We start from the raw sequence: 20,932 nt of genomic DNA on the forward strand, positions 1-20,932 counted from the left end.
CAGGCGGCCACCGGCCAGGTCAGACGTGGGCCAGGCGGCGCGCCCAGCGGTCACCGGCCCACTGCAGGGCCTGCACGATGACCAGCAGCAGGACGACGGTGAGCAGGGTGATGTCGGTGCGGAACTGCTGGTAGCCGAAGCGGATCGCGAAGTCCCCGAGCCCGCCGCCGCCCACGGCGCCGGCCATCGCCGAGTAGCTGATCAGGGCCACGACAGTGACGGTGACCCCGGCGATCAGCGAGGGCCGCGCCTCCGGCAGCAGCACCGTGCGGACGACGTCCCGGCGGCGCGCCCCCATGGACAGCGCCGCCTCGACCTTGCCGGGGGCGACCTCCCGCAGGCTGGTCTCCACGAGCCGGGCGAGGAAGGGGACGGCCCCGATGGTCAGCGGCACGATCGCCGCGGTCGAGCCGATCGTCGTCCCCACGATGCCGCGGGTGACGGGCGCGACGAGGACCAGCAGGATGATGAACGGCAGCGCGCGCCCGAGGTTGACCAGCAGCCCCAGCACCCGGTTCAGCAGCGGCCGGGGGGCGAGCCCGCCGGGGGCGGTGACGGTCAGCAGCACCCCCAGCGGAACGCCGAGCAGCACCGTGACCAGCGCCGCGACGCCCACCATGTACAGGGTCGCGCCGGCGGCCTCCAGCAGCTGCGGGTAGACGCGGCTCCAGTCGCTCATCGCCCCGCCCCCGCCGCCACGCCCGCGTGCACCTGTTCGACGAGGACGCCGTCGTCCCGCAGCCGGTGGACGGCGCCGTCGAGCCGGCCGAGGTCGCCGGTGACGCGCAGCAGCAGCCGGCCGTAGCGCCCACCGGCGACCGTCTCGACCGAACCTCCGGCGACCTCCACCGCCAGCCCCAGCTCCCCGACCAGGGTCTGCAGGACCACGGTCTCGGGGGCGCGGTCGGTGACGGTCACCCGGACGAGGGCCCCGCCGTGCCCGGCGCCGGCGTCGGCTGCCGGCGCCGGCAGCAGGGCGTCGGCCAGCGGCGAGTGCTCCCGCGTCAGGACCTCGGCCAGCCGGCCGCCGTCGACGACCCGGCCCCGGTCGAGCAGGACGGCGCTGTCGCAGACGGCCTTGACCACTGCCATCTCGTGGGTGATCAGAAGGACGGTCAGGCCCAGCTCGGCGCGCACCCGCCGCAGGAGGTCCAGCACACCGGTCGTGCTCGCCTGGTCCAGGGCGGAGGTCGCCTCGTCGCACAGCAGGACCTTCGGACGGCCCGCGAGGGCCCGGGCGATGGCCACCCGCTGCTTCTGCCCGCCCGACAGCTGCGCCGGGTGGGCACCGGCCCGCTCCCCCAGGTCGACGAGGTCCAGCAGCTCCGCGGCGCGGCGGCGGCGCTCGGCCCGGCCGACGCCGGCCAGCTCGAGCGGGTGCTCCACGTTGCCCGCGGCCGTCCGGGAGTCCAGGAGCTCGAAGTGCTGGAACACCATCCCCATGGAGCGACGGGCCTCGCGGACCCGGTCGTCCGGCAGGTCGGAGAGCACCTGCCCGTCCACGGTCACCGAGCCCGACGTCGGCCGCTCCAGCAGGTTGACCAGGCGGACCAGGGTGCTCTTGCCGGACCCGCTCGGACCGACCACGCCGGCGAACTCCCCGGCCTCCACCCGGAGGCTGACCCCGTCGACGGCGACGACCTCGCCGGACCGTCCCCGGGCAGGGAACACCTTGCGGACGTCGTGCAGTTCGATCACGGGAGCGGTTCCTCGGGGGGAGCGGATCGGGCCGGGCAGCAGGGCTGCGCGGTCGCGCAGGATCTCGGCGCGACGGCACCCGGCCCCGGTGAGCGGGGCGGCGCGGGGACGTCAGCGACAGAGGGAGCTGGCGGTGCCGGCCAGGTCGACGGCGCGGTCGCGCGTCAGGATCTGCCGGTCCACCCCGCCATGCTCCCCCACCACCGAGCTCCGCAACAAATCCCACCGGCTTGGTGTGGATCACAGGGGTCTGGTCCAGCGAGGCACTGCCGCCGGAAGCGCTGCGGGGATGCCGCCGGACCGCCACTGCGGGCCGCCCCTCGTGTGACGGACGTCGCCCATCGTTCCGGTTCGCCGGCATCTTCGATCGGAGGAGTGCGCTGCTCGTGAGCACCGGGAGGCCGGACATCAGGCTCTCCCGAGAGATGCAGCAGCTCGGCACCGACCGCTGATCCGACGAATCGACACCGGTTCGGTCCAGCGGGATGACGTGCCCGGGCCGGCGCAGGTGAGCCGGAGGGTCGACGCGGCGACGAAAGTGGTACGTCAGCGGCCCGAGATCGCTACCCCCACCCCGGAGGGCACATGAGCCTCACGGCCGAGTACGACCGGCTGTTCATCGACAGGCAGAGCCCGGAGGCCTACCGGTCCATGTCGGCGGTGGCCTCCGCGGTGGCGGTCACCGCCGAGGCGGCCGGTCTGGACCGGATCCTGGTGGAGCTGGTGAACATCCGGGTCTCCCAGCTCAACGGCTGCGGCTTCTGCCTGGACCTGCACGCGCGCCGCGCAGTGAAGAACGGCGAGACCCCGCAGCGCCTCGCCCTCCTCCCCGCATGGCGCGACGCCGGCCTGTTCACGCCCACCGAGCAGGCGGCCCTGGCTCTGGCCGAAGCGATCACCACGCTGCCGGACCACCACGACCGGGAGCGGGAGCGGATCCGCGCCCGGCAGCAGCTGACCGACGACCAGTTCTCGGCGGTGTGCTGGCTGGCCATCACGATGAACGCGTTCAACCGGATCTCGATCATCAGCGGTCACCCGGTTCGCCCCAGACCGGCCTGACGCACGGCCCACGGTGAGGCCTCTCAGACCCGGATGGTCGTGCGGTCGGGGTGGGCCTGGATCGTCTAGCTCAGCGGGAGACCCTTCACGATCCGGGCCGCGGTCCGTCCCACCCGTCGCCAGTCGGCCACCGTGGCGTCGGTCTCCACCGTGGTCACCGGCCGCTGCGCCGGGAGCTTGCCGTGGTGGACGGCGGCCGCGCCGACAGCGTCGACGGCGATCCCCACGTCGAGCCGGGAGCTCGCTGCCGCCGCGTGCGCGAGGGCCGTGACGTCGTGCTCACCGGTGGAGCGCATGGAGCCGTCCTGCTCACCGGCGCTGCGGCCGGGGACCGTGACCACCCGGGTGGGCACCCCTTCCTCCTCCGCCCCCGCGCAGATCTCCCGGAGCACGCGCTCGGGGGCGCCGGGACGGACATGCACGACGACGGCGGGACGGCTCCCGGGATCGGAGTGGGTCACGGGGCCGCCGCCGCGTGAGCGGCCACCAATCCGGAGGCGACCGCATTCCGCGGCCCCTCGGTGCCCAGCACGTTCCCCGTGCCGCACACGATGCCGTACCCGGCCAGCGCGTCGGCGATCATCTCCGGGATCTCGAAGTCCAGCGCGGAGCCGCCGAGCAGCACCACGAAGTCCAGCGTCCGCAGATTCCCACCCGCGGCGACCTGGCGCAGCGCGCGCACGGCGTTGACCACGAACACCCGCCGCTTGGCCTCCCGGCGGATCTGCCGGACGTGGTCGAGGCCGTGCCGGGTCGGGATCGGGGTCGGCCCCTCGGGTGCCAGCGTCACCACCCGGGCGAAGACGTGGGACGGCAAGGGCTCGTCGAAGAACTGCACCGTGCCGTCCTCGTGACGGACGTGGAAGAAGCTCTCGACCTTGGCCAGGGGAGAACGCTTGATGTTCTCCGCGACCTCGCGGTCGTCGAGCGCGAGCTCGGAGTCGATCAGCTTGGTGACCAGCTCCCCGGCCCCGGCCACGTGCACGGCCGTGTCCCGGCCCTCCCGGTCCAGCTCGGCGGCGTCGGTCGAGCCACCGCCCAGGTCCAGCACCGCGACCGGCCGGTCCACGCCGGGCGTGGTCAGTGCGCCGCGCACCGCCATCTTGCCCTCCACCCCGCCGATCAGCGTCGCCACGCCGAGCTCCTCGGCCACCCGTTCCGCGACCGACCGCATCCGGCTGCGGCTGGTGCTCACCATGGCCGCCAGCGCCACGGCGTTCTCCAGGTGCATCTCACCGGCCAGCCCGCCGCGGACCTCCGCGGGGACGAAGGTGTCGACCGCCAGGACGTCGTTGATGGCGATCTCCACCGGAGACCCCGCCTCCTCGCCGTCCTGCCCGACCACGTCGGCCATGGTGTCGCGGACCTGGGCCAGCATCCCTCCGACGTGCGTCCCCGGCTCACCGTGCGCGTCCTCGAGCGGTTGCGCCCGGGCGACGGCATCCATGATCTCCTCGGCGCCGGTGGCGAGGTCGACCCGCAGGGTCTTGCCGGAACCACGCAGCTCCAGCGTCCCCACCGGGATCCGCCGGTCGGTGACGTCACCGGACGGGGTGCGCACCACGACCGCCGAACGGTTCCCTGTCAGCGCGCGGGCGACCGGCGAGACGTGCCGGGTCTGGTCCGGGTCCAGACCGAACACGGTGGCCAGTCCGTAGGTGTTGGACAGCGTCCGGATCGTGTACCCGGCGGCGGCCACCTCGACGGCAGCCAGCATGCCCAGCGGCACCTTCTCCACCGCCGCGACCTCGTCGACCACCGGCACGGGCCGGGTCAACCGGTTGGCGACGAGCACCGCGTCATCCCCGGCCAGGACCGCGGCGACGACGTCGACCCCGCGGCCGACCGCGGCGTTCACGGTGCTGGCGATGTCCTCGAAGTCCCAGCCGTGCGGGACCACGCAGACGACCGGCGGACCGGGGTCGATCTCATCGAGCTCGGTGAGGGACACCGTGGTGCCGACGCCGAGGCCTTGCCCCCCGGGGGTGGCCGGGTTGTGCCCGATCATCGTGGACTCGGTGATGATCGTCTCGGTGATCGTCTCCATGGCGAGACCGCTGATCACCGGCGTCGCCTCGTTGAGGAGCACCGCGTCGAGCTCCGCCGCGGCCCGGCCGGCCCGGCGCAGCGCTCCCCGGACCGCGGTGAGGACCCCGTCGGTGTTGTCCGGGGTGCCCTTGACCCCGGTGGTCCGGGTCAGGTCGGTGCCGAGGTAGGAGACCGTCCGGTCCGGCGCGACCGCGGCCAGGCAGGCCTCGGTGGTGGAGTTGCCGATGTCGACGCCGACGACCAGACGGGCACGGTCGGGCACGGTCACCTCACCCGGCGCGGCTCAGCTCGAACGCGGGCTCGACCTCCACCGGATCCCGGCCGGCCTCGATGCACTCGACCTCCTTGAGGTGCAGCAGCGCGGCCTTGGCCTGCCAGCGGGGGCGTGCCATCTGGTCGTTGCGCGTCGGTACCGGTTCCGGGGACTCCCCCTTCGCGTACTGGGCGGCGTTCGACCCGATCCTGCGGAACACCTGGGCGTCCAGCAGGGGTGACTGGGGAAAGAGCTCGAGGTTGCTCAGCCGCGGCAGATCCTTCTGGTGGATCATCGTGGTCCCGCGGGCCAGAACGCCCACCGCGATCCCCGAGCCGGACAGCTGTGCCGCGGTGTGCGCGATGGCCGCCAGGTCGGCGGTGTCCCGCACCCGGACGATCCGCGCCGTCACCCCCTGCTCCTCGATGCCGGCCAGCAGCTGGCGCAGCACCTCGGCGTGCGGCACGTCGACGATCGTCTTGGTGAAGAAGTCGGCGAACGCCGGGGAGACGGCGATCACCACCTCGTCGGGGCGGGAGCCGCGCCGGGCGGGCCCGAGCTCGCGGAGGCGGACGGTCCGCTCCGGTGCCGGCGATGTCGTCGGAGTGCCCACGGTCAGCCCACCTCGGTCTCGGGGTCGGTCGCGGACGTGACGTGTCGCAGCTTCTTGAGCTGCTCCCAGCGCTCCCCCTGCAGCCGGTAGCCGGTGCCCGGCCCCTGGTAGTCGTTGGGGTCGTTGATCGCCGACAGCGGAGTCAGCTCGGCCGTGAGGACGGCGGAGGTCTGCAACAGGTCGCCGGACACCCGCTGCCGCAGGACCGCCAGCAGGTTCTCGGCCACGTCGTGGAAGCCGGTCGCCTCCAGCCCCCGCACCAGGTCCAGCCCGGTGATGCCGCGGTCCATCACCGCCTGGGCGCCCTTGAGGTCGGCGAGCACGTCTCGCAGGGGGTAGTCGTTCGACGAGTCGGCGTAGGTGGCCGCCTCCACCTCCTCGTCGGTGATCGGCGGGAGGTCCAGGTGGGAGAACAGCGCCTGGAGGGCCCGGGCGGCCTTGTTGCGGACCTGGAGGATCTCGGCCTCGCGGACGTGCCGCAGACCGCCGTCGACCTGCAGGTCGCGCTGGATGGTGTTCCAGTCGTCGTAGTCCTCGGTGTCGAAGTTGGAGCCGGCGAACATGTTGTCCGCGTTCGGCACCCCCGAGTAGCCCGAGCAGACGAAGTCGGTACCGGGCAGCAGCTGCGGCATCAACCGAGCGGTCCGCCGCATCGCCGAGTGCGAGAAGGACTGGTCGTTGCCGGACGCGCATTCCAGGTCGACCATGCTCGCCACCAGGTTCTCCGCGGCCACGGCGCGGATCCCGCCGGGCACCGCCCCCGGCACACCGATGCAGCTGATCGAGCCGTTCTGCAGGCCCTGCACCCCAGCGCCCTTGGCCATCAGGATGCAGCGGATCTCCAGGTACAGCATGGACTTGCCCTCGGCGTTGCCCATCTGCACCTCCGAGCCGGTGCCCGAGGTGAAGCGCATCTTGATCCCGCGGGAGGCGTACGCCGAGGCGAGGAAGGCCTTCGACCACGGGGTGTCGTCCCCGTCGACGAACACCGGCTCGGTCCCGTACACCGAGATCGTCTCGGCGTAGGCGGTGATCCCGCGCATGCCGAGCTCCAGCTCGGTGGCCTCCTCCAGGGCGCACTGGGTGAGCACGCCCCCGCGCCCGACCTGGGCGCCGACCTGGAGCGCGATGGCCACCAGCGGGGCGTAGCGGACGACGCCGAGAGTGGTCTCCAGCTCGGCGAACCCGCGCATCGCACCCTCGGCGGCGTCCGCGGCGACCTGGATGGGGTTGTCCCGGGCGCTGGTGGAGTGCCCCTGGTTGGCAGGGGTGCGGCGGGCCCGCATCTTCTGCATGCCCTGCATGATCTCCACGACGTTCATCAGCTCGACGACGTCGAGGATCTTGGCCGGCGTGAGGCCCCGCGTGACCGCGAGCACCTCGTTGCGGGAGACGTGCGTGTCGATGAGCATCCGCGCGATCTCCTCCGACGGGATCGCGTTGGCCCTCTCGGCCGACGCGACGTCGATCGCGTGGTCGGCGATGAAGGTGTCCATGAAGTCGAACTGGTCGCGCGTCGTGCCGTCGAGCTCGACGATCCGCCCGTTCTCCACCCGGACGCTCGGCGCGGGGTCGTAGTCGCTGTCCATGGCCACGAGACCCTTCTCGGGCCACTCCTCGACGAACCCGTCGAGGTTGACCGGCCGGTTCTCGAGGATCTCGGTGCGGCGGGAGCGGCGGGGCTGGGTGGTGGTCATCGCGTCGGCGTCCCCTCTCATGCGTCGGTGGCGCTGTGGTCGGCGGCCGGTGGGCGGGCGAGCAGGTTGCGCCGGGCATAGACCTCGGCGGCCTCCCGGACCAGGGCGGCGCACTCCGGCGCGGAGTAGGCGTTCTCGAGCCGGTCGGCCAGCTCGGCCAGCTGCGGCCCGCTCGACTTGCGCGGGCGCAGCGCGTTGTACATGGCCAGGACCTCGGCGTCGGGGATGGCGGTCATCTCCGCCGCCCGGCGGAAGTTGGCCGCCAGCTGCGGGCGGCCGGCCGCCTCGGCCAGCTGGGCCTGCAGCAGCAGGGTCTCCGGGGCGATCCGCAGATCGTCCGGGGACAGTTCGCCCGAGACCACCGCCTCCATCGTCAGGGCGGTGATCGGCTTGCCGGTCGGCGTGGCGAGCAGGTCGGGCCGGTTGACCGAGAGGGGGTAGTCCTCGGTGCGCAGCTCGATGGTCGGCGAGAGGCTCATCGCAGGCGCATCTCCTCGAACGTCGGCTCTTGTGTGCACGAGAAAGTGACAGGGCCCACGTTGCATCTTCGTTGCCTCGGCTCCCGGCCGGGTCCGTTCGCCCGCCTCGCCGGGGCCCGGGAGGTGTGAAGGGGTGTACCTGCTGGCCTCGGCGCGGTTGGCTGCCGCCATGAGTGCCTCACTGACCTATGCGCAAGCCCACCGGATCCTGGACGCCGGGATCGCCAAGGCCGACGAGATCGGCCAGCCGATGAACGTCGCGGTCGTCGACGACGGCGGCCACCTCCTGGCGTTCGGGCGGATGGACGGTGCCATCAGGGCCAGCATCGACATCTCCATCCGCAAGGCCCGCACGTCGGTCCTCATGAACCTCCCCACCGCGGCGCTCACCGAACTGGTGCAGCCCGGCGCGGAGCTCTACGGGCTGGAGCAGACCGCCGGCGGGATGGTGGCCTTCGGCGGTGGGATCCCGCTGTACCGCGACGGGGAGCTCGTGGGCGCCGTCGGGGTCAGCGCCGGCTCGGTGGAGCAGGACGTCACGGTGGCGACCGCCGCGGCCGAAGCACTCGAGGCCGCGGTGCTCAGCGCCTAGCCACCTGGCCGGACGGCCGGCTCCGCACCGGGCGGTGAGGAGCCGGGCGATTGCCCCGGGTGAGGGGGGCGACGAGGGTCGCCCCGAGGGCCCTCGGTACCGACGGTCGGGGGAACGATGCCACTCGACGGTGCACCGCCGCGCCGGGACGCGGGTCCGGCGCAGGTGAGCGGATCCGACCCCGCCGGGCGGGCACGGGCGTCGGCAGACGTCTACGACTCCGCGGTCGGTGGCGGTCCCGTCCGGTCGGCGCCCCGAACGGTCGTGTCCGAGTCGTGGCGCCGCAGCCTGGCCGCGCACGTGGACCCGGAACGACCGAGCCCACCCCTCGTCTACCCGCCCGATCAGCTGCGCGCGAGCGGTGCGGCGCACCCGCTGCACGACCTGCTGCCGTTGCTGCGCGCCACACTGGCGAGCATCGCCGCCGACGCCATGCACCTCATGCGGGTGACCGACGCCGAGGGGCATGTGCTGTGGCGCGAAGGGGCCAGCGCGCTGCTCACCGAGGCCGACCGGGTCGGGCTGTCCCCGGGCACCTGCTGGAGCGAGGACGCCATCGGCACCAGCGCGATGGGCACCGCCCTTGCCACCGACGCCCCGGTGCAGATCCACTCTGCCGACCACCTGGTGCGCACCGATCACAGCTGGACCTGCGTGGCGGCCCCGGTGCACGACCCGGACACCGGGGCGATCCTCGGCGCCATCGACATCAGCGGTCCGCTGCACGCCGTGCACCCCCCTCTGCTCCAGCTGGTCTCGGCCACGGCGCAGCTCGCCGAGAGCCAGCTGCGAGTGCGGCTGGCGATCGCCGACGAACGGCTCCGGACGCGGAACATGCCGCACCTGACCAGCCTCGGCGGCGCCCCCGGAGCCCTGGTCACCTCGACCGGTCGGGTGCTGGCGGCCCAGCCGGCCGGCTGGTGGCCCGACCGGGTCGACCTGCGCGAGGCCGTGGACCGGGTCGTGCAGGTCCACGGCTGCGACATGCTGGTCGAGCCGCTGGCCGAGGGCTGCCTGCTGCGCGCCAGGGGCCCGGTGCACCGGGCCCCGGCTCCGCGCCCGGCCACGGCGCTCTTCCTGCGGTGCATGACCGAGGACACGCCCAGCGTGGTGGTGGGCGGCCGGGCGGTCCCGCTCTGCCTCCGCCCGGCCGAGATGCTCACCGTGCTCGCTCTCCACCCCGCGGGACTCAGCGCCGAGCGGCTGGCCCACCTGGTCTACGGCGACGACGGCAACCCGACGACGGTGCGTGGCGAGGTGCGCCGGTTGCGCCGGCTCCTCGAGGACGGGCTGCTGGCGACCCGTCCCTACCGGCTCACTGCCACGGTCGGCAGCGACTTCGGTGCGGTCCGGGCGGCGCTGGCCGCGGGCCGGCTCCGGACCGCCCTGGCCAGCTGCGCCGGGCCGCTCCTGCCACGGTCGGAGTCACCGGAGGTCCGGGAACTGCGCGACGAGCTGGGCGCCGCACTGCGCCGGGCGGTCCTCGAGGACGGGGACACCGCGCTGTTGTGCGACTTCGCCGCACATCCGCTCGGGAGGACCGATCTGGAGGTGCACGACCGCCTGGTGGAGCTCCTCCCCCCGCGGGATCCACGACTGGGTCCGCTCACCGCCCGGCGCTCACGGCTCCAGGCCGACTGAGCGCCCTGGGGAGGCCCCGGCCTCCCGAGCGCGCGCGGGGCGGGGTGATCACCTCGGTCGGACCGGGGTGCGGGACGCCGCCGGCTGCTTGCGCCCCGCGATGCGCCCTCCTAGCCTCCTGCCATCGCCGGCCGCCCGCCGGCACGCCTCCGTCAGGAGCTGCGATGAAGAAGCTCATCAACGACCCGTCCCACGTCGTCGCCGACGCACTGCGCGGCATGGCGCTCGCCCACCCCGAACTACGGGTCGACCACGACAAGCGGATCGTCGTCCGGAGCGACGCTCCGGTGCAGGGGAAGGTCGGCCTGGTCTCCGGCGGTGGATCCGGGCACGAGCCGATGCACGCCGGGTTCGTCGGCCTCGGCATGTTGGACGCCGCCTGCCCCGGCGAGGTCTTCACCTCTCCGGTCCCGGACCAGATCGTCGCCGCCACCCAGGCCGTGGACGGCGGCGCAGGCGTGCTCCACATCGTGAAGAACTACACCGGCGACGTCATGAACTTCGAGATGGCCGCCGAGCTGGTCGCCGCCGAGTCCGGGACGGAGGTGGTCCCGGTGGTCATCGACGACGACGTCGCCGTGCAGGACAGCCTCTACACCGCCGGGCGCCGCGGTGTCGGCGTCACCGTGCTCGCGGAGAAGATCGCCGGCGCCGCGGCCGAGCAGGGCCGTCCCCTCGCCGAGGTCGCGGACGTCGCCCGCAGGGTCGACACGAACGGCCGGAGCATGGGCATGGCCCTGACCTCGTGCACCGTGCCGGCGGCGGGCCATCCGACGTTCGAGCTGCCCGAGGGCGAGATGGAGATCGGGATCGGGATCCACGGTGAGCCCGGCCGCCGCCGGGTGCCGGTGGCCCCGGCGCGCGAGGTCGCCGAGATGCTCGTCGAGCCGATCCTCGCCGACCTGGACTTCGCCTCCGGTGAAGGCGTGATCGCGTTCGTCAACGGCATGGGCGGCACGCCGCTGATCGAGCTGTACGTGATGTACGCCGAGGTCGCGGCCATCCTCGAGAAGTCAGGAGTGCCCATCGCCCGCAATCTCGTCGGCTCCTACATCACCAGCCTGGAGATGGCCGGCTGCTCGGTGACGCTGCTCAAGGCCGACGACGAGCTGCTGCGGCTGTGGGACGCCCCGGTGCGCACCCCCGCCCTGCGGTGGGGCGTCTGACGGTGGCCGACGGCCTGGACCTTTCCGCGCTGGAGAGCTGGATCCGGGAGTTCGCCCGGCTGGTCGCGGACCGGCGCGACGAGTTGACGGAGCTCGACTCGGCCATCGGCGATGCCGACCACGGGGCGAACATGGACCGTGGCATGTCGGCGGTGGTGACCGCGCTGGAGGCCACACCCCCCACCGACCCCGCCGCGCTGCTCAAGCAGGTCGGCATGACGTTGGTCAGCAAGGTCGGCGGCGCGAGCGGGCCGCTCTACGGCACGCTGTTCCTGCGGATGGCCGGGGTCGCCGGGGACGGCACGCTCGACGCGGAGACCTGGGCCCGGGCGTTGCGCGCCGGCCTGGACGGGGTCGTCGCCCGGGGGAAGGCCGAGCCGGGTGACAAGACGATGGTCGACGCACTGGGTCCCGCCTGCGACGCCCTGGACGCCGCTGTGGCCGAGGGTGCCTCCCTCGGCGAGGCCCTGCGGAGGTCGGCGGCCGCCGCGGCGCAGGGACGGGACGGGACCGTGCCCATGCTCGCCCGCAAGGGGCGAGCCAGCTACCTCGGCGAGCGCAGCGTCGGCCACCAGGATCCGGGCGCGACGTCGGCCACCCTGCTCGTCGACGCCGCGGTCACCGCGCTGGCCCCCGCGGGGGGCTGAGACGTGGCGCGGGTGGGCCTGGTGGTGGTGTCGCACAGCCGGGCACTGGCCGACGCCGCGGTGGCCCTCGCCCGGCAGATGCTGCCCGGCCGCGAGACGGCCATCGAGGTCGCCGCCGGCGCCGCCGACCAGGGGCTGGGCACCGACGCCACGGCCGTCGCAGCGGCGGTCGCATCGGTGGACAGCGGCGATGGCGTGGTCGTGCTCATGGACCTCGGCAGCGCGGTGCTCTCCGCCGAGATGGCCCTGGAGTTCCTCGACGACGAGGCCCGCAGCCGCGTGGTGCTCTCCCCTGCCCCGCTCGTCGAGGGCCTGGTCGGGGCGGCGGTCGTGGCCGCCGGTGGAGCATCCCGGGAGGACGTGGCGGCCGAGGCGATGCGCGGGCTCGCACCCAAGCAGGCACAACTCGGCGAAGCCGGTTGACCACTCTCGGAGAAGCCCGCACGACCACCGCGTACCCCATTGCGCAGTGACGCCGGTCACACATAGTTTCAGCCCCCGCCGGGTGCAACCCTGCCGGCCGGACGCGCGAGAACCCGGAGGCAACCGTGGTCGAAGAGCGCTTCAAGAAGCCAACCCTGCTCGGTGAGCTGCTCGCCGAGTTCGCCGGGACGTTCATCCTGATCATCTTCGGGGTCGGCGTCGTGGCGCAGGTCGTCGCCGGCGGCCTCGGGGACCACGACAGCATCGCCTGGGCGTGGGGCCTGGGGGTGGTCTTCGGGATCTACGTGGCCGCCCGGATCAGCGGAGCCCACCTCAACCCCGCGGTCACCCTCGCGCTGGCCGTCTTCCGCGGGTTCCCGTGGCGCAAGGTCGGGCCGTACGCGCTGGCCCAGACCCTCGGGGCCTTCACGGCAGCCCTGCTCGTCCGGTGGGTCTACAACGACGTCCTGACCGCGTTCGACCCCGGCCACACGCTCAATTCGCAGGGCGTCTTCTCGACCCTGCCGGGCAACGGGGCCCTGCCGGTCAGCGTCGGCACCGCGTTCCTCGACCAGATCGTCGGCACGGCGATCCTGCTGTTCCTGGTCCTCGCCGTCACCGACCTGCGCAACACCGCCCCGGGCGCCAACCTCGCCCCGTGGATCATCGGGCTGATCGTCGTGGCGATCGGCTTCGCGTGGGGCACCAACGCCGGCTACGCCATCAACCCGGCCCGCGACTTCGGGCCTCGGCTGGCCTCCTTCATCACCGGGTACGACACCGCCTGGCGGGACCAGTACGGAGGGCTCTATTTCTGGGTGCCGCTGATCGCGCCGCTCATCGGGGGCGTCATCGGCGCCGCCCTCTACGACCTCCTCATCGGCCGCAGCCTGCCGCTCGCCCCCGCCGAGCAGGAGCCCGGTCGCACCCCGACCGAGCCGGAGGCGGACAAGGCCCGGGCCCACGAGTTCGCCGACAACGTGGCGGCCGACACCACCGCCGAGACCACCACCGAGACGAGGGGTGAGACGACCCGTGGCTGACTTCATCGGAGCGGTCGACCAGGGCACGACCAGCACCCGTTTCATGCTCTTCGACCACGGCGGCAACGAGCGCGGCAGGTTCCAACTCGAGCACGAGCAGATCCTGCCCCGCGCCGGCTGGGTGGAGCACAACCCGCTGGAGATCCGGGAGCGGACCGAGACCGTCGTCCGGACGGTCATGAACCAGATGGGCCTGAGCGCCTCGGACCTGGCCGCGATCGGCGTCACCAACCAGCGCGAGACCACGGTGGTCTGGGACCGGCGCAGCGGCCGGCCGCTGTACAACGCGATCGTCTGGCAGGACACCCGCACCGACCGCATCGCCTCCGCCCTGGAGCGGGACGGGCGCGGCGACGTCATCCGGCGCAAGGCCGGCCTGCCCCCGGCGACGTACTTCTCCGCCGGCAAGGTGCAGTGGATCCTCGAGAACGTCGACGGCGCGCGCGAGGCCGCCGAGCGCGGCGACGCGCTCTTCGGCAACACCGACAGCTGGCTGATGTGGAACTTCACCGGGGGCATCGACGGCGGCGTGCACGTCACCGACGTGACCAACGCCAGCCGCACGATGCTCATGAATCTCGAGACGCTGGACTGGGACGACGAGCTGCTGTCGTTCTTCGACATCCCGCGGTCGATGCTGCCGGAGATCCGGCCCTCCTCGGACCCGCAGGGCTACGGCACCGTCCGCACCGGCGGTCCCCACGGTGGGGAGATCCCGCTCACCGGCGACCTCGGTGACCAGCAGGCGGCCACCGTCGGCCAGGTGTGCTTCTCCCCCGGCGAGGCGAAGAACACCTACGGCACGGGCAACTTCATGCTGCTCAACACCGGCGAGGAGCTCGTCCGCTCGAAGTCCGGACTGCTGACGACGGTGTGCTACCGCTTCGGTGACGCCAGGCCGGTGTACGCCCTGGAGGGCTCGATCGCGGTCACCGGTTCGGCGGTGCAGTGGCTGCGCGACCAGCTCGGCATCATCCGGGACGCGGCGCAGAGCGAGGTGCTCGCCCGCCAGGTGGAGGACAACGGAGGCGTCTACTTCGTCCCCGCGTTCTCCGGCCTGTTCGCCCCCTACTGGCGCTCCGATGCCCGCGGCGTCATCGTCGGGCTGTCCCGGTACAACACCAGCGCGCACCTGGCCCGGGCCACCCTCGAGGCCATCTGCTACCAGAGCCGGGACGTGGTCGAGGCCATGGCCAAGGACTCCGGGGTCGATCTGGACGTGCTGAAGGTGGATGGCGGCGTGACCGCGAACTCGCTGTGCATGCAGCTGCAGGCCGACATCCTCGGGGTCCCGGTGAGCCGGCCGAAGGTCGCGGAGACGACCGCACTGGGCGCCGCGTATGCGGCCGGGCTCGCCGTCGGCTTCTGGAAGGACACCGACGAGTTGCGGGCGAACTGGAACGAGGGCGAGCGGTGGACCCCGACCTGGAGCGACGAGGAGCGCGCGGCGGGCTACCGCGGTTGGCAGAAGGCCGTGGAGCGCACGCTCGACTGGGTCGACGTGCAGTGACCGACGGCCTCGAGCGCAGCAGCGCCCTGTCCTCCGCGGGCAGGGCGCACGCCATGGCCGAGATGGAGTCGGGCGAGCTCGACGTCCTGGTCGTGGGAGGCGGTGTCGTCGGCACCGGCTGCGCGCTGGACGCCGTCACCCGCGGGCTGCGGGTCGGGCTGGTCGAGGCGCGGGACTGGGCGAGCGGCACCTCCAGCCGGTCCAGCAAGCTGCTGCACGGCGGGCTGCGCTACCTGGAGATGCTCGACTTCGCCCTGGTCAGGGAGGCGCTGCACGAACGCGGGCTGCACCTGCAGCGCCTGGCCCCCCACCTGGCCCGGCCGGTGCCCTTCCTCTACCCGCTGGAGCACCGGCTCTGGGAACGGGCCTACGTGGGGGCGGGCATAGCACTCTACGACGCGATGGCCCTCACCTCGGGTCACGGCCGGGGGCTGCCGCACCACCGGCACATGACCCGGCGCCGGGCGCTGCGCGAAGCCCCCTGCCTCAAGCCCGACAGCCTGGTCGGCGCCATCCAGTACTGGGACGGGCAGGTCGACGACGCCCGCCACGTCATGATGATCGCTCGGACCGCCGCGGCGTACGGGGCGCTCTGCGCCAACCGGGTGGAGGTCGTGACCTTCCTGCGTCAGGGCGAGCGGGTCACCGGCGCGCGCGCCCGCGACCTGGAGACCGGACGCGAGTTCGACATCGAGGCCGATCAGGTCATCAACGCCACCGGCGTCTGGACCGACGACACGCAGAGCATGGTCGGCACCCGGGGGCAGATCCACGTGCAGGCCAGCAAGGGCATCCACCTGGTCGTCCCGCGGGACCGGATCAACTCGTCCACCGGCATCATCCTGCGGACCGAGAAGAGCGTCCTGTTCGTCATCCCGTGGGGACGGCACTGGATCGTCGGCACGACGGACACGCCCTGGACGTACGACAAGGCCCACCCCGCCGCCACCGCCGCCGACATCGAATACGTCCTCGACCACGTCAACGCCGTCCTCCGGACACCGTTGACGCACGCCGACGTGGAGGGTGTGTACGCCGGGCTGCGGCCGTTGCTGACCGGGGAGTCCGACGCGACGAGCAAGCTCTCCCGGGAGCACGTCGTCGCCCATCCCGCCCCGGGCCTCGTCGTCGTCGCGGGCGGCAAGTACACGACCTACCGGGTGATGGCCAAGGACGCGGTCGACGAAGCGAGCCGGGCCCTCGACGAACGGGTGCCCGAGTCCATCACCGACGAGGTCCCGCTGGTCGGTGCGGAGGGCTACCACGCGCTGTGGAACCAGCGGCACGAGCTCGCTGCGGAGTCGGGCCTGCACGTCGCCCGGATCGAGCACCTGCTCCGCCGGCAGGGCACCCTCGTCCTCGACCTGCTGCCACTGGTGGCCGACGACCCGAGCCTGGGGCAGCCGCTCGCGGGCACGGAGGACTACCTGCGGGCCGAGGTCGTGTACGCGGCCTCGCACGAAGGCGCCCGTCACCTCGACGACGTGCTCGCCCGGCGCACCCGGATCTCGATCGAGACCTGGCACCGTGGACTCGAGTCCGCCGAGGAGGCCGCCCGGCTGATGGGCGAGGTCCTCGGCTGGGACGAGGAGCAGATCAAGCGCGAGGTCAACTTCTACGAGCGGCGGGTCGCGGCGGAACGGAAATCGCAGGAGCAGCCCGACGACGCGTTCGCCGACGCCGCGCGACTGGAGGCCGGCGACGTGGTCCCGACCGCGTCCTAGCTCCGACGTGGCGGCACCCCTACCGTCCGCCGTGACCTGCGGGTTCAGCCGTCGCGGTGCCTGCGTGTCGCACGCAGTCCCCGGCAGACGACGCGGATGTCCACCCTGCCGACGAGGCGCACCCCTTCGACCACCGGGAGAGGTCGGATCTGGGCGGAGGCAGATCAGGAATCGGAGACGCGGCGCAGCCAATCGGCGTCCCCCGCGCCAGCGACGGCGACGACCCCTTCGCCCGGCTCGACCGGTCGGGCGCTGTCCGTCCGGCCGGCTCACCGTCAGAGGCCGAGGGACCCGGAGGCGGGGTCGGCCCACCGGCTGGAGGCGTCGTAGGACCGGACCACCAGGGACTTCCACCGGCCGGTCCGGCTGATCTCCTTCTCGCTCACCCCCTGGGCGTAGGCGGTGGTGGCGAAGCCGCGGCGCAGCGAGTGCGGCGACAGGCCCTCGGCGGAGACCCCGGCGCGGGCGGCGGCGCGCGCCAGGATCAGGTCCACGCTGCGGGTGCTCAGCCCGGTCGTGCCCAGGCGCTGGCTCGCGCCCTTGCCGACGCTGCGGAACAGCGGCCCGCGGGTCGCCCCCTGCGCGGCGAGCGCCGCGGTCCAGGCGCGGAGCGCGCGGACCGGGCAGGTGACCGCGCGGACGCCCTCGGCCAGGGCCAGGGTCTCGCCGCGGCCCTCCTGGTCGGTCTTGCTGAACCGGAGCACGACGTCGAGGCCGCCGTGGCCGGCCGGGGCGAGGTCCTCGATCCGCAGCGCCACCAGGTCGGAGGCCCGCAGGCCCAGGGCGTAGCCCAGGAGCAGCAGCGCACGGTCGCGCCGCCCGGCGAGCGTGTCGGGGAGGCCCTCGACGAGCGCGCGGACGGTGGCGGTGTCGATCGCGCGGGCCCGGCGGGGCCGGTGGCCGCTGTGCGCGGCGGTGCGGCGGATCCCGGCGAGGGTGCGGCGCACCCCCTCGGTGTCCCCGGGCGCGGGATGCCCGGCCGCCCGGTGGGCGTCGTTGAGCCCGGACAACCGCCGGGCGATGTACCGCGGAGCGTGGCCGGCGTCGGCCAGGTGCGCCAGCCAGGCGGCGACGGCCAGGGGGTCGGCGGGCAGCGCGGTGAGGCCGCGGGCGGTGCACCACCGCCGCCAGGCGGCCACGTCCTGGGCATAGGCCCGGCGGGTGGACTCGGCCTGCGACGCCGAGAGGTAGGAGCCGACCGCGTCGAGTTCACCGGGCGGCAGCAGCCCGGGCGGCGCCGGCCGGGCGCCGGGTGGCGCGGGGTGGCCGGGGGGATCCCCGGGGCGGAGCGGATCGGGCATCGGGGCTCCGTCGGACGACGGCGGGTTTCGGTTCGGAGAAAGCGGACTTCTTCGAACCCATCGCAGTCTGCCGCGCCCGGCGCCGGGCCGCAGCCGCGGCCGCAATGCATGGATGGCGGCGCTGCACCCATCTATCTTGTGGGCATGGCCGGGCTTTCCGGTGAGTCCCCGCCCCCTGCCCGGTGCGCCTATCCCGGCTGCCGGCGGGCCCCGCAGCCCCGCGTGCCCGGGCGCAGCGGCCCGCCACCGAAGTACTGCGCGGACCCCGGGCACGATCCCGAGTCCGCCCGCCGGGCGCGGGTGCGGGCCACCCGGGACACGACCTCCCGGGTGGCCGCGACCGCCGCCGCGTTGGTGGAGGAGCTCCCCCCCGAGGGCCGGATCCGTCACCTGGTGCGCCAGTGGGCCCTGGCCACCCGGGAGGCGGCCGTCGCGGCCGACGCCCAGGCGGGTCTGCTCTCTGCGGCCGCCGACGCGCTCGACGAGTACCGGGACCACGCGACCGTGGAGGCCCGGATCACCCAGGCGACCGCCGAGGTGGCCGCGGCCCACGCCGCCCAGGCCCGCACCGAGGAGCGGGCCCACCTCGCCGAGCAGCGGGCCGGTGCGGCCGAGCAGCGCGCCACGGAGGCCGAGGAGGCGCGCGGGGCCGCCGCGCGCGCCGTCCGGGTCGCCGCGGCCGCGCAGCAGGCAGCCGAGAGCGCCCGCGACGAGTCGGCGGAGCAGCGCCGCGCCGCCGAGCAGGACCGGCAGGCCGCCGCCCGGGACGCCGACGAGGCACGGCAGGCCGCGCAGCGCGCCCGCGAGGAGGCCGGCCGCGAGCACGACGCCCTCGTCGAGGCGCGCGCCGCGTGGGCGGTCACCGAGCGCACGCTGCGCGCGTCCCTCGCGGTCACCGCCCGCGACCGCGACGATGCGCTGACTGCGCGGGACGAGGCACGCCGCGCGGCGGCGGCGGCGCAGCAGCGGGCCCGCGACGCCGACCGCGAACGGGCCGAGGCCCGACGGGCCGAGCGGGTCGCGCAGGAGCGGGCCGAGCGGGCCACGGCCGCGGCGGCCGCTGCCGAGCAGGCCCGTCAGGCGGCCGGCACCGACGCGGCCGTCGCCCACCACCGTGCCGACGACGCCGAGCGGCGGGCGGCGCAGGCCGCCGCCGGCGCCCGCACCGCGGCCGAGCGCGCCGGTGCGCTCAGCGCCGAGGTCGCGGCCCTCCGCACCCGGATCGAGGGCCTGACCGCCGACCGTTCGCCGCGCGGCGCGGACTGACCGGCGCGGCGCGTGCCGAGCCACGGCACCGCCCGGTTCGCCACGACGCACGCGATGGGCTTCATCGCCGTGCGGGGACGGCGGGTACCTCGTCCCCGCCCACCTGCGCCGGGCTGTCCGGGGCCGGTGGCGAGCCGGTCACGGGGCCGCGCCGCAATCCGGTTCACGGAGGTGACGCCGCCGGTAGCGTCCGTGAGCTGGGTCACTTCGGCGGGCGGAGGCGCACATCATGACGACGATCGAGCAGGCGAGCGGCGCGGAGCCGCGCGGCGGCGGCGTGGAGCACGTCGACGTCCTCGTGGTCGGGGCCGGCGTCTCCGGTATCGATGCCGCCTACCACCTCCGGGAGCGCTTCCCCGAGCGGTCCTTCGCCGTCCTGGACGCGCAGGAGGACCGGGGCGGCACGTGGTGGACCCACCGCTACCCCGGCGTGCGCTCGGACAGCGACCTGTTCACCTACGGCTACCGGTTCAAGCCCTGGACCGGCCCCTCGATCGCGGCCGGCGAGGAGATCCTGGCCTACCTCGACGAGGTCATCGCCGAGAACGGGCTGGCCGGCTACATCCGCTACCAGCACCGTGTCACCGCGGCCCGCTGGTCGAGCGGGGACCACCGGTGGACCGTGGAGGTCACCAGGGGCGACACCGGGGAGCAGCTGCGCCTCACCACCGACTTCCTGTGGATGTGCCAGGGCTACTACAACCACGCCCGGCCCTACCAGCCGCGGTGGGAGGGCATGGACCGCTTCGCGGGTGTCGTCGTCCACCCGCAGCGGTGGCCGGTGGACCTGGACTACAGCGGCAAGCGTGTCGTCGTCATCGGCTCGGGCTCCACCGCGTCGACCCTCATCCCCGCCATCGCGGAGAAGGCGGCGCACGTGACCATGCTGCAGCGCTCGCCGTCCTACTACTTCGCCCCGCCCACGACCCACGAGCTCGCCGTGACGCTGCGCCAGCTCGACATCCCGGAGGAGTGGACGCACGAGATCCTCCGCCGCCAGTACATCTCGCAGTACCACTGGCTGGCCCGGATGTCGTTCGAGGCGCCCGACGAGCTGCACACGTTCCTCATCGAGTCCATGCGCCCGCTGCTGCCCGAGGGCTTCGACGTCGAGAAGCACTTCACGCCCCGCTACCGCCCGTGGCAGCAGCGCATCGCGATCGTCCCGGACGGCGACCTCTTCGCGGCGGTGCGCGAGGGCAGGGTGTCCATCGTCACCGACACCATCGCGGAGTTCACCGAGAAGGGCATCCGCGTCGGCTCGGGCGAGGAGATCCCGGCCGACGTCGTCGTCACCGCCACGGGCTTCAACCTGTCGCTCCTCGGTGACGTCGCGTTCACCGTCGACGGCGAACCGGTCGACTTCCCCCAGCGGGTCACCTGGCGCGGGGTCATGATCGCCGGGGTGCCGAACATGGCGTACATGTTCGGCTACTTCCGGCACAGCTGGACGCTGCGGGTGGACCTGGTCAGCGACCTGGTCTGCCGGCTGCTCGAGACCATGCAGGCGAAGGGCGCCGCCACGGTCGTCCCCACCCTCCGGCCGGAGGACGACGGCATGCAGCTGCGCCCGTGGTCCGATCCGGAGAACTTCAACGCCGGGTACGTGCTGCGCTCGCAGCACATCCTGTTCAAGCAGGGCGACCGGGAGCCGTGGACCCACATGCTGGAGCACGAGCAGGAGCGGGAGATCCTGCCGAACGCCGACCTCGACGACGGGTCGCTCGTCTACCGCTGACCACGAGCGGCTGCCCCCACGCCCGGAGGT

The 20,932-nt window shown here is 73.7% G+C and carries 19 protein-coding genes; 11 read left to right on the forward strand and 8 right to left on the reverse strand.

Annotation, left to right across the window (positions count from 1 at the left end; all coding sequences use genetic code 11):
* Positions 1-19 precede the first annotated feature (19 nt).
* On the reverse strand, positions 20-679 hold the full coding sequence (locus tag BMZ50_RS07280; protein ID WP_091322613.1) for a methionine ABC transporter permease: 660 nt from the start codon (positions 677-679) through the stop codon (positions 20-22).
* Entirely contained in the window at positions 676-1,698 is a 1,023-nt protein-coding gene (locus BMZ50_RS07285; RefSeq protein ID WP_091322614.1) for a methionine ABC transporter ATP-binding protein, read from the reverse strand. The genes BMZ50_RS07280 and BMZ50_RS07285 overlap by 4 nt, the downstream gene beginning before the upstream one ends.
* 585 nt (positions 1,699-2,283) lie before the next feature.
* Here BMZ50_RS07285 and BMZ50_RS07290 point away from each other — a divergent pair.
* On the forward strand, positions 2,284-2,760 hold the full coding sequence (locus tag BMZ50_RS07290; protein WP_091322615.1) for a carboxymuconolactone decarboxylase family protein: 477 nt from the start codon (positions 2,284-2,286) through the stop codon (positions 2,758-2,760).
* Between the two features lie 65 nt (positions 2,761-2,825).
* Here BMZ50_RS07290 and BMZ50_RS07295 read toward each other — a convergent pair whose 3' ends face one another.
* From BMZ50_RS07295 to BMZ50_RS07315, 5 genes are read right to left on the reverse strand one after another with little or no spacing between them, the layout of a single operon-like run.
* The gene (locus tag BMZ50_RS07295) at positions 2,826-3,221 is read right to left on the reverse strand and encodes a glycerol dehydratase reactivase beta/small subunit family protein (protein WP_091322616.1); all 396 of its coding nucleotides are present in this window, start codon (positions 3,219-3,221) and stop codon (positions 2,826-2,828) included.
* Positions 3,218-5,071: a diol dehydratase reactivase subunit alpha gene (locus BMZ50_RS07300; RefSeq protein ID WP_143087112.1), complete on the reverse strand. Its 1,854-nt coding sequence runs from the start codon at positions 5,069-5,071 to the stop codon at positions 3,218-3,220. The genes BMZ50_RS07295 and BMZ50_RS07300 overlap by 4 nt, the downstream gene beginning before the upstream one ends.
* Before the next feature lie 7 nt (positions 5,072-5,078).
* Positions 5,079-5,675 (reverse strand): propanediol/glycerol family dehydratase medium subunit, encoded by a 597-nt coding sequence (locus BMZ50_RS07305; RefSeq protein ID WP_091322617.1) that lies wholly within the window; start codon positions 5,673-5,675, stop codon positions 5,079-5,081.
* Positions 5,676-5,677: 2 nt separating this feature from the next.
* Positions 5,678-7,372 (reverse strand): propanediol/glycerol family dehydratase large subunit, encoded by a 1,695-nt coding sequence (locus BMZ50_RS07310; RefSeq protein WP_091322618.1) that lies wholly within the window; start codon positions 7,370-7,372, stop codon positions 5,678-5,680.
* Between the two features lie 17 nt (positions 7,373-7,389).
* A complete protein-coding gene (locus tag BMZ50_RS07315; protein WP_245753434.1) occupies positions 7,390-7,851 on the reverse strand; it encodes a diol dehydratase small subunit in 462 nt (153 codons plus the stop codon).
* A gap of 169 nt (positions 7,852-8,020) precedes the next feature.
* Here BMZ50_RS07315 and BMZ50_RS07320 point away from each other — a divergent pair, with 169 nt between their 5' ends.
* From BMZ50_RS07320 to BMZ50_RS07355, 8 genes are all read left to right on the forward strand, one after another.
* The gene (locus BMZ50_RS07320) at positions 8,021-8,443 is read left to right on the forward strand and encodes a GlcG/HbpS family heme-binding protein (protein WP_091322779.1); all 423 of its coding nucleotides are present in this window, start codon (positions 8,021-8,023) and stop codon (positions 8,441-8,443) included.
* A 264-nt stretch (positions 8,444-8,707) separates the two neighbouring features.
* The gene (locus BMZ50_RS07325; RefSeq protein WP_245753435.1) at positions 8,708-10,084 is read left to right on the forward strand and encodes a helix-turn-helix domain-containing protein; all 1,377 of its coding nucleotides are present in this window, start codon (positions 8,708-8,710) and stop codon (positions 10,082-10,084) included.
* Positions 10,085-10,248: 164 nt separating this feature from the next.
* Complete coding sequence (dhaK, locus tag BMZ50_RS07330) at positions 10,249-11,250, forward strand: dihydroxyacetone kinase subunit DhaK (protein ID WP_091322621.1); 1,002 nt, start codon at positions 10,249-10,251, stop codon at positions 11,248-11,250.
* Complete coding sequence (dhaL, locus tag BMZ50_RS07335) at positions 11,238-11,897, forward strand: dihydroxyacetone kinase subunit DhaL (protein WP_245753437.1); 660 nt, start codon at positions 11,238-11,240, stop codon at positions 11,895-11,897. Before dhaK ends, dhaL begins: the two co-directional genes overlap by 13 nt.
* A gap of 3 nt (positions 11,898-11,900) precedes the next feature.
* Positions 11,901-12,320, forward strand: a complete 420-nt coding sequence (gene dhaM, locus BMZ50_RS07340; RefSeq protein WP_091322622.1) for a dihydroxyacetone kinase phosphoryl donor subunit DhaM — start codon at positions 11,901-11,903, stop codon at positions 12,318-12,320.
* Between the two features lie 125 nt (positions 12,321-12,445).
* On the forward strand, positions 12,446-13,363 hold the full coding sequence (locus tag BMZ50_RS07345; protein ID WP_091322623.1) for an MIP/aquaporin family protein: 918 nt from the start codon (positions 12,446-12,448) through the stop codon (positions 13,361-13,363).
* The gene (glpK, locus tag BMZ50_RS07350; protein WP_091322624.1) at positions 13,356-14,873 is read left to right on the forward strand and encodes a glycerol kinase GlpK; all 1,518 of its coding nucleotides are present in this window, start codon (positions 13,356-13,358) and stop codon (positions 14,871-14,873) included. The genes BMZ50_RS07345 and glpK overlap by 8 nt, the downstream gene beginning before the upstream one ends.
* The gene (locus tag BMZ50_RS07355) at positions 14,870-16,597 is read left to right on the forward strand and encodes a glycerol-3-phosphate dehydrogenase/oxidase (protein WP_245753439.1); all 1,728 of its coding nucleotides are present in this window, start codon (positions 14,870-14,872) and stop codon (positions 16,595-16,597) included. The genes glpK and BMZ50_RS07355 overlap by 4 nt, the downstream gene beginning before the upstream one ends.
* A 275-nt stretch (positions 16,598-16,872) precedes the next feature.
* On the opposite strand, the gene BMZ50_RS07360 is transcribed toward BMZ50_RS07355, so the two are convergent.
* Positions 16,873-17,898, reverse strand: a complete 1,026-nt coding sequence (locus tag BMZ50_RS07360; RefSeq protein ID WP_091322625.1) for a tyrosine-type recombinase/integrase — start codon at positions 17,896-17,898, stop codon at positions 16,873-16,875.
* Positions 17,899-18,042: 144 nt separating this feature from the next.
* Here BMZ50_RS07360 and BMZ50_RS07365 point away from each other — a divergent pair, with 144 nt between their 5' ends.
* Both BMZ50_RS07365 and BMZ50_RS07370 read left to right on the forward strand, forming a co-directional pair.
* The gene (locus BMZ50_RS07365) at positions 18,043-19,164 is read left to right on the forward strand and encodes a hypothetical protein (protein WP_143087113.1); all 1,122 of its coding nucleotides are present in this window, start codon (positions 18,043-18,045) and stop codon (positions 19,162-19,164) included.
* A gap of 229 nt (positions 19,165-19,393) precedes the next feature.
* On the forward strand, positions 19,394-20,902 hold the full coding sequence (locus BMZ50_RS07370) for a flavin-containing monooxygenase (RefSeq protein WP_091322627.1): 1,509 nt from the start codon (positions 19,394-19,396) through the stop codon (positions 20,900-20,902).
* Positions 20,903-20,932 lie beyond the last annotated feature (30 nt).

This window comes from Geodermatophilus ruber, from assembly GCF_900114385.1.
Taxonomy (GTDB): domain Bacteria; phylum Actinomycetota; class Actinomycetes; order Mycobacteriales; family Geodermatophilaceae; genus Geodermatophilus; species Geodermatophilus ruber.

Excerpts from the sequence above, each read along its gene's own strand:
- BMZ50_RS07280 (WP_091322613.1), bottom strand. The coding sequence starts at position 679 with ATGAGCGACTGGAGCCGCGTCTACCCGCAGCTGCTGGAGGCCGCCGGC.
- BMZ50_RS07290 (WP_091322615.1), top strand. The coding sequence starts at position 2,284 with ATGAGCCTCACGGCCGAGTACGACCGGCTGTTCATCGACAGGCAGAGC.
- BMZ50_RS07310 (WP_091322618.1), bottom strand. The coding sequence starts at position 7,372 with ATGACCACCACCCAGCCCCGCCGCTCCCGCCGCACCGAGATCCTCGAG.
- BMZ50_RS07315 (WP_245753434.1), bottom strand. The coding sequence starts at position 7,851 with ATGAGCCTCTCGCCGACCATCGAGCTGCGCACCGAGGACTACCCCCTC.
- BMZ50_RS07320 (WP_091322779.1), top strand. The coding sequence starts at position 8,021 with ATGAGTGCCTCACTGACCTATGCGCAAGCCCACCGGATCCTGGACGCC.
- dhaK (WP_091322621.1), top strand. The coding sequence starts at position 10,249 with ATGAAGAAGCTCATCAACGACCCGTCCCACGTCGTCGCCGACGCACTG.
- BMZ50_RS07360 (WP_091322625.1), bottom strand. The coding sequence starts at position 17,898 with ATGCCCGATCCGCTCCGCCCCGGGGATCCCCCCGGCCACCCCGCGCCA.
- BMZ50_RS07365 (WP_143087113.1), top strand. The coding sequence starts at position 18,043 with ATGGCCGGGCTTTCCGGTGAGTCCCCGCCCCCTGCCCGGTGCGCCTAT.
- BMZ50_RS07370 (WP_091322627.1), top strand. The coding sequence starts at position 19,394 with ATGACGACGATCGAGCAGGCGAGCGGCGCGGAGCCGCGCGGCGGCGGC.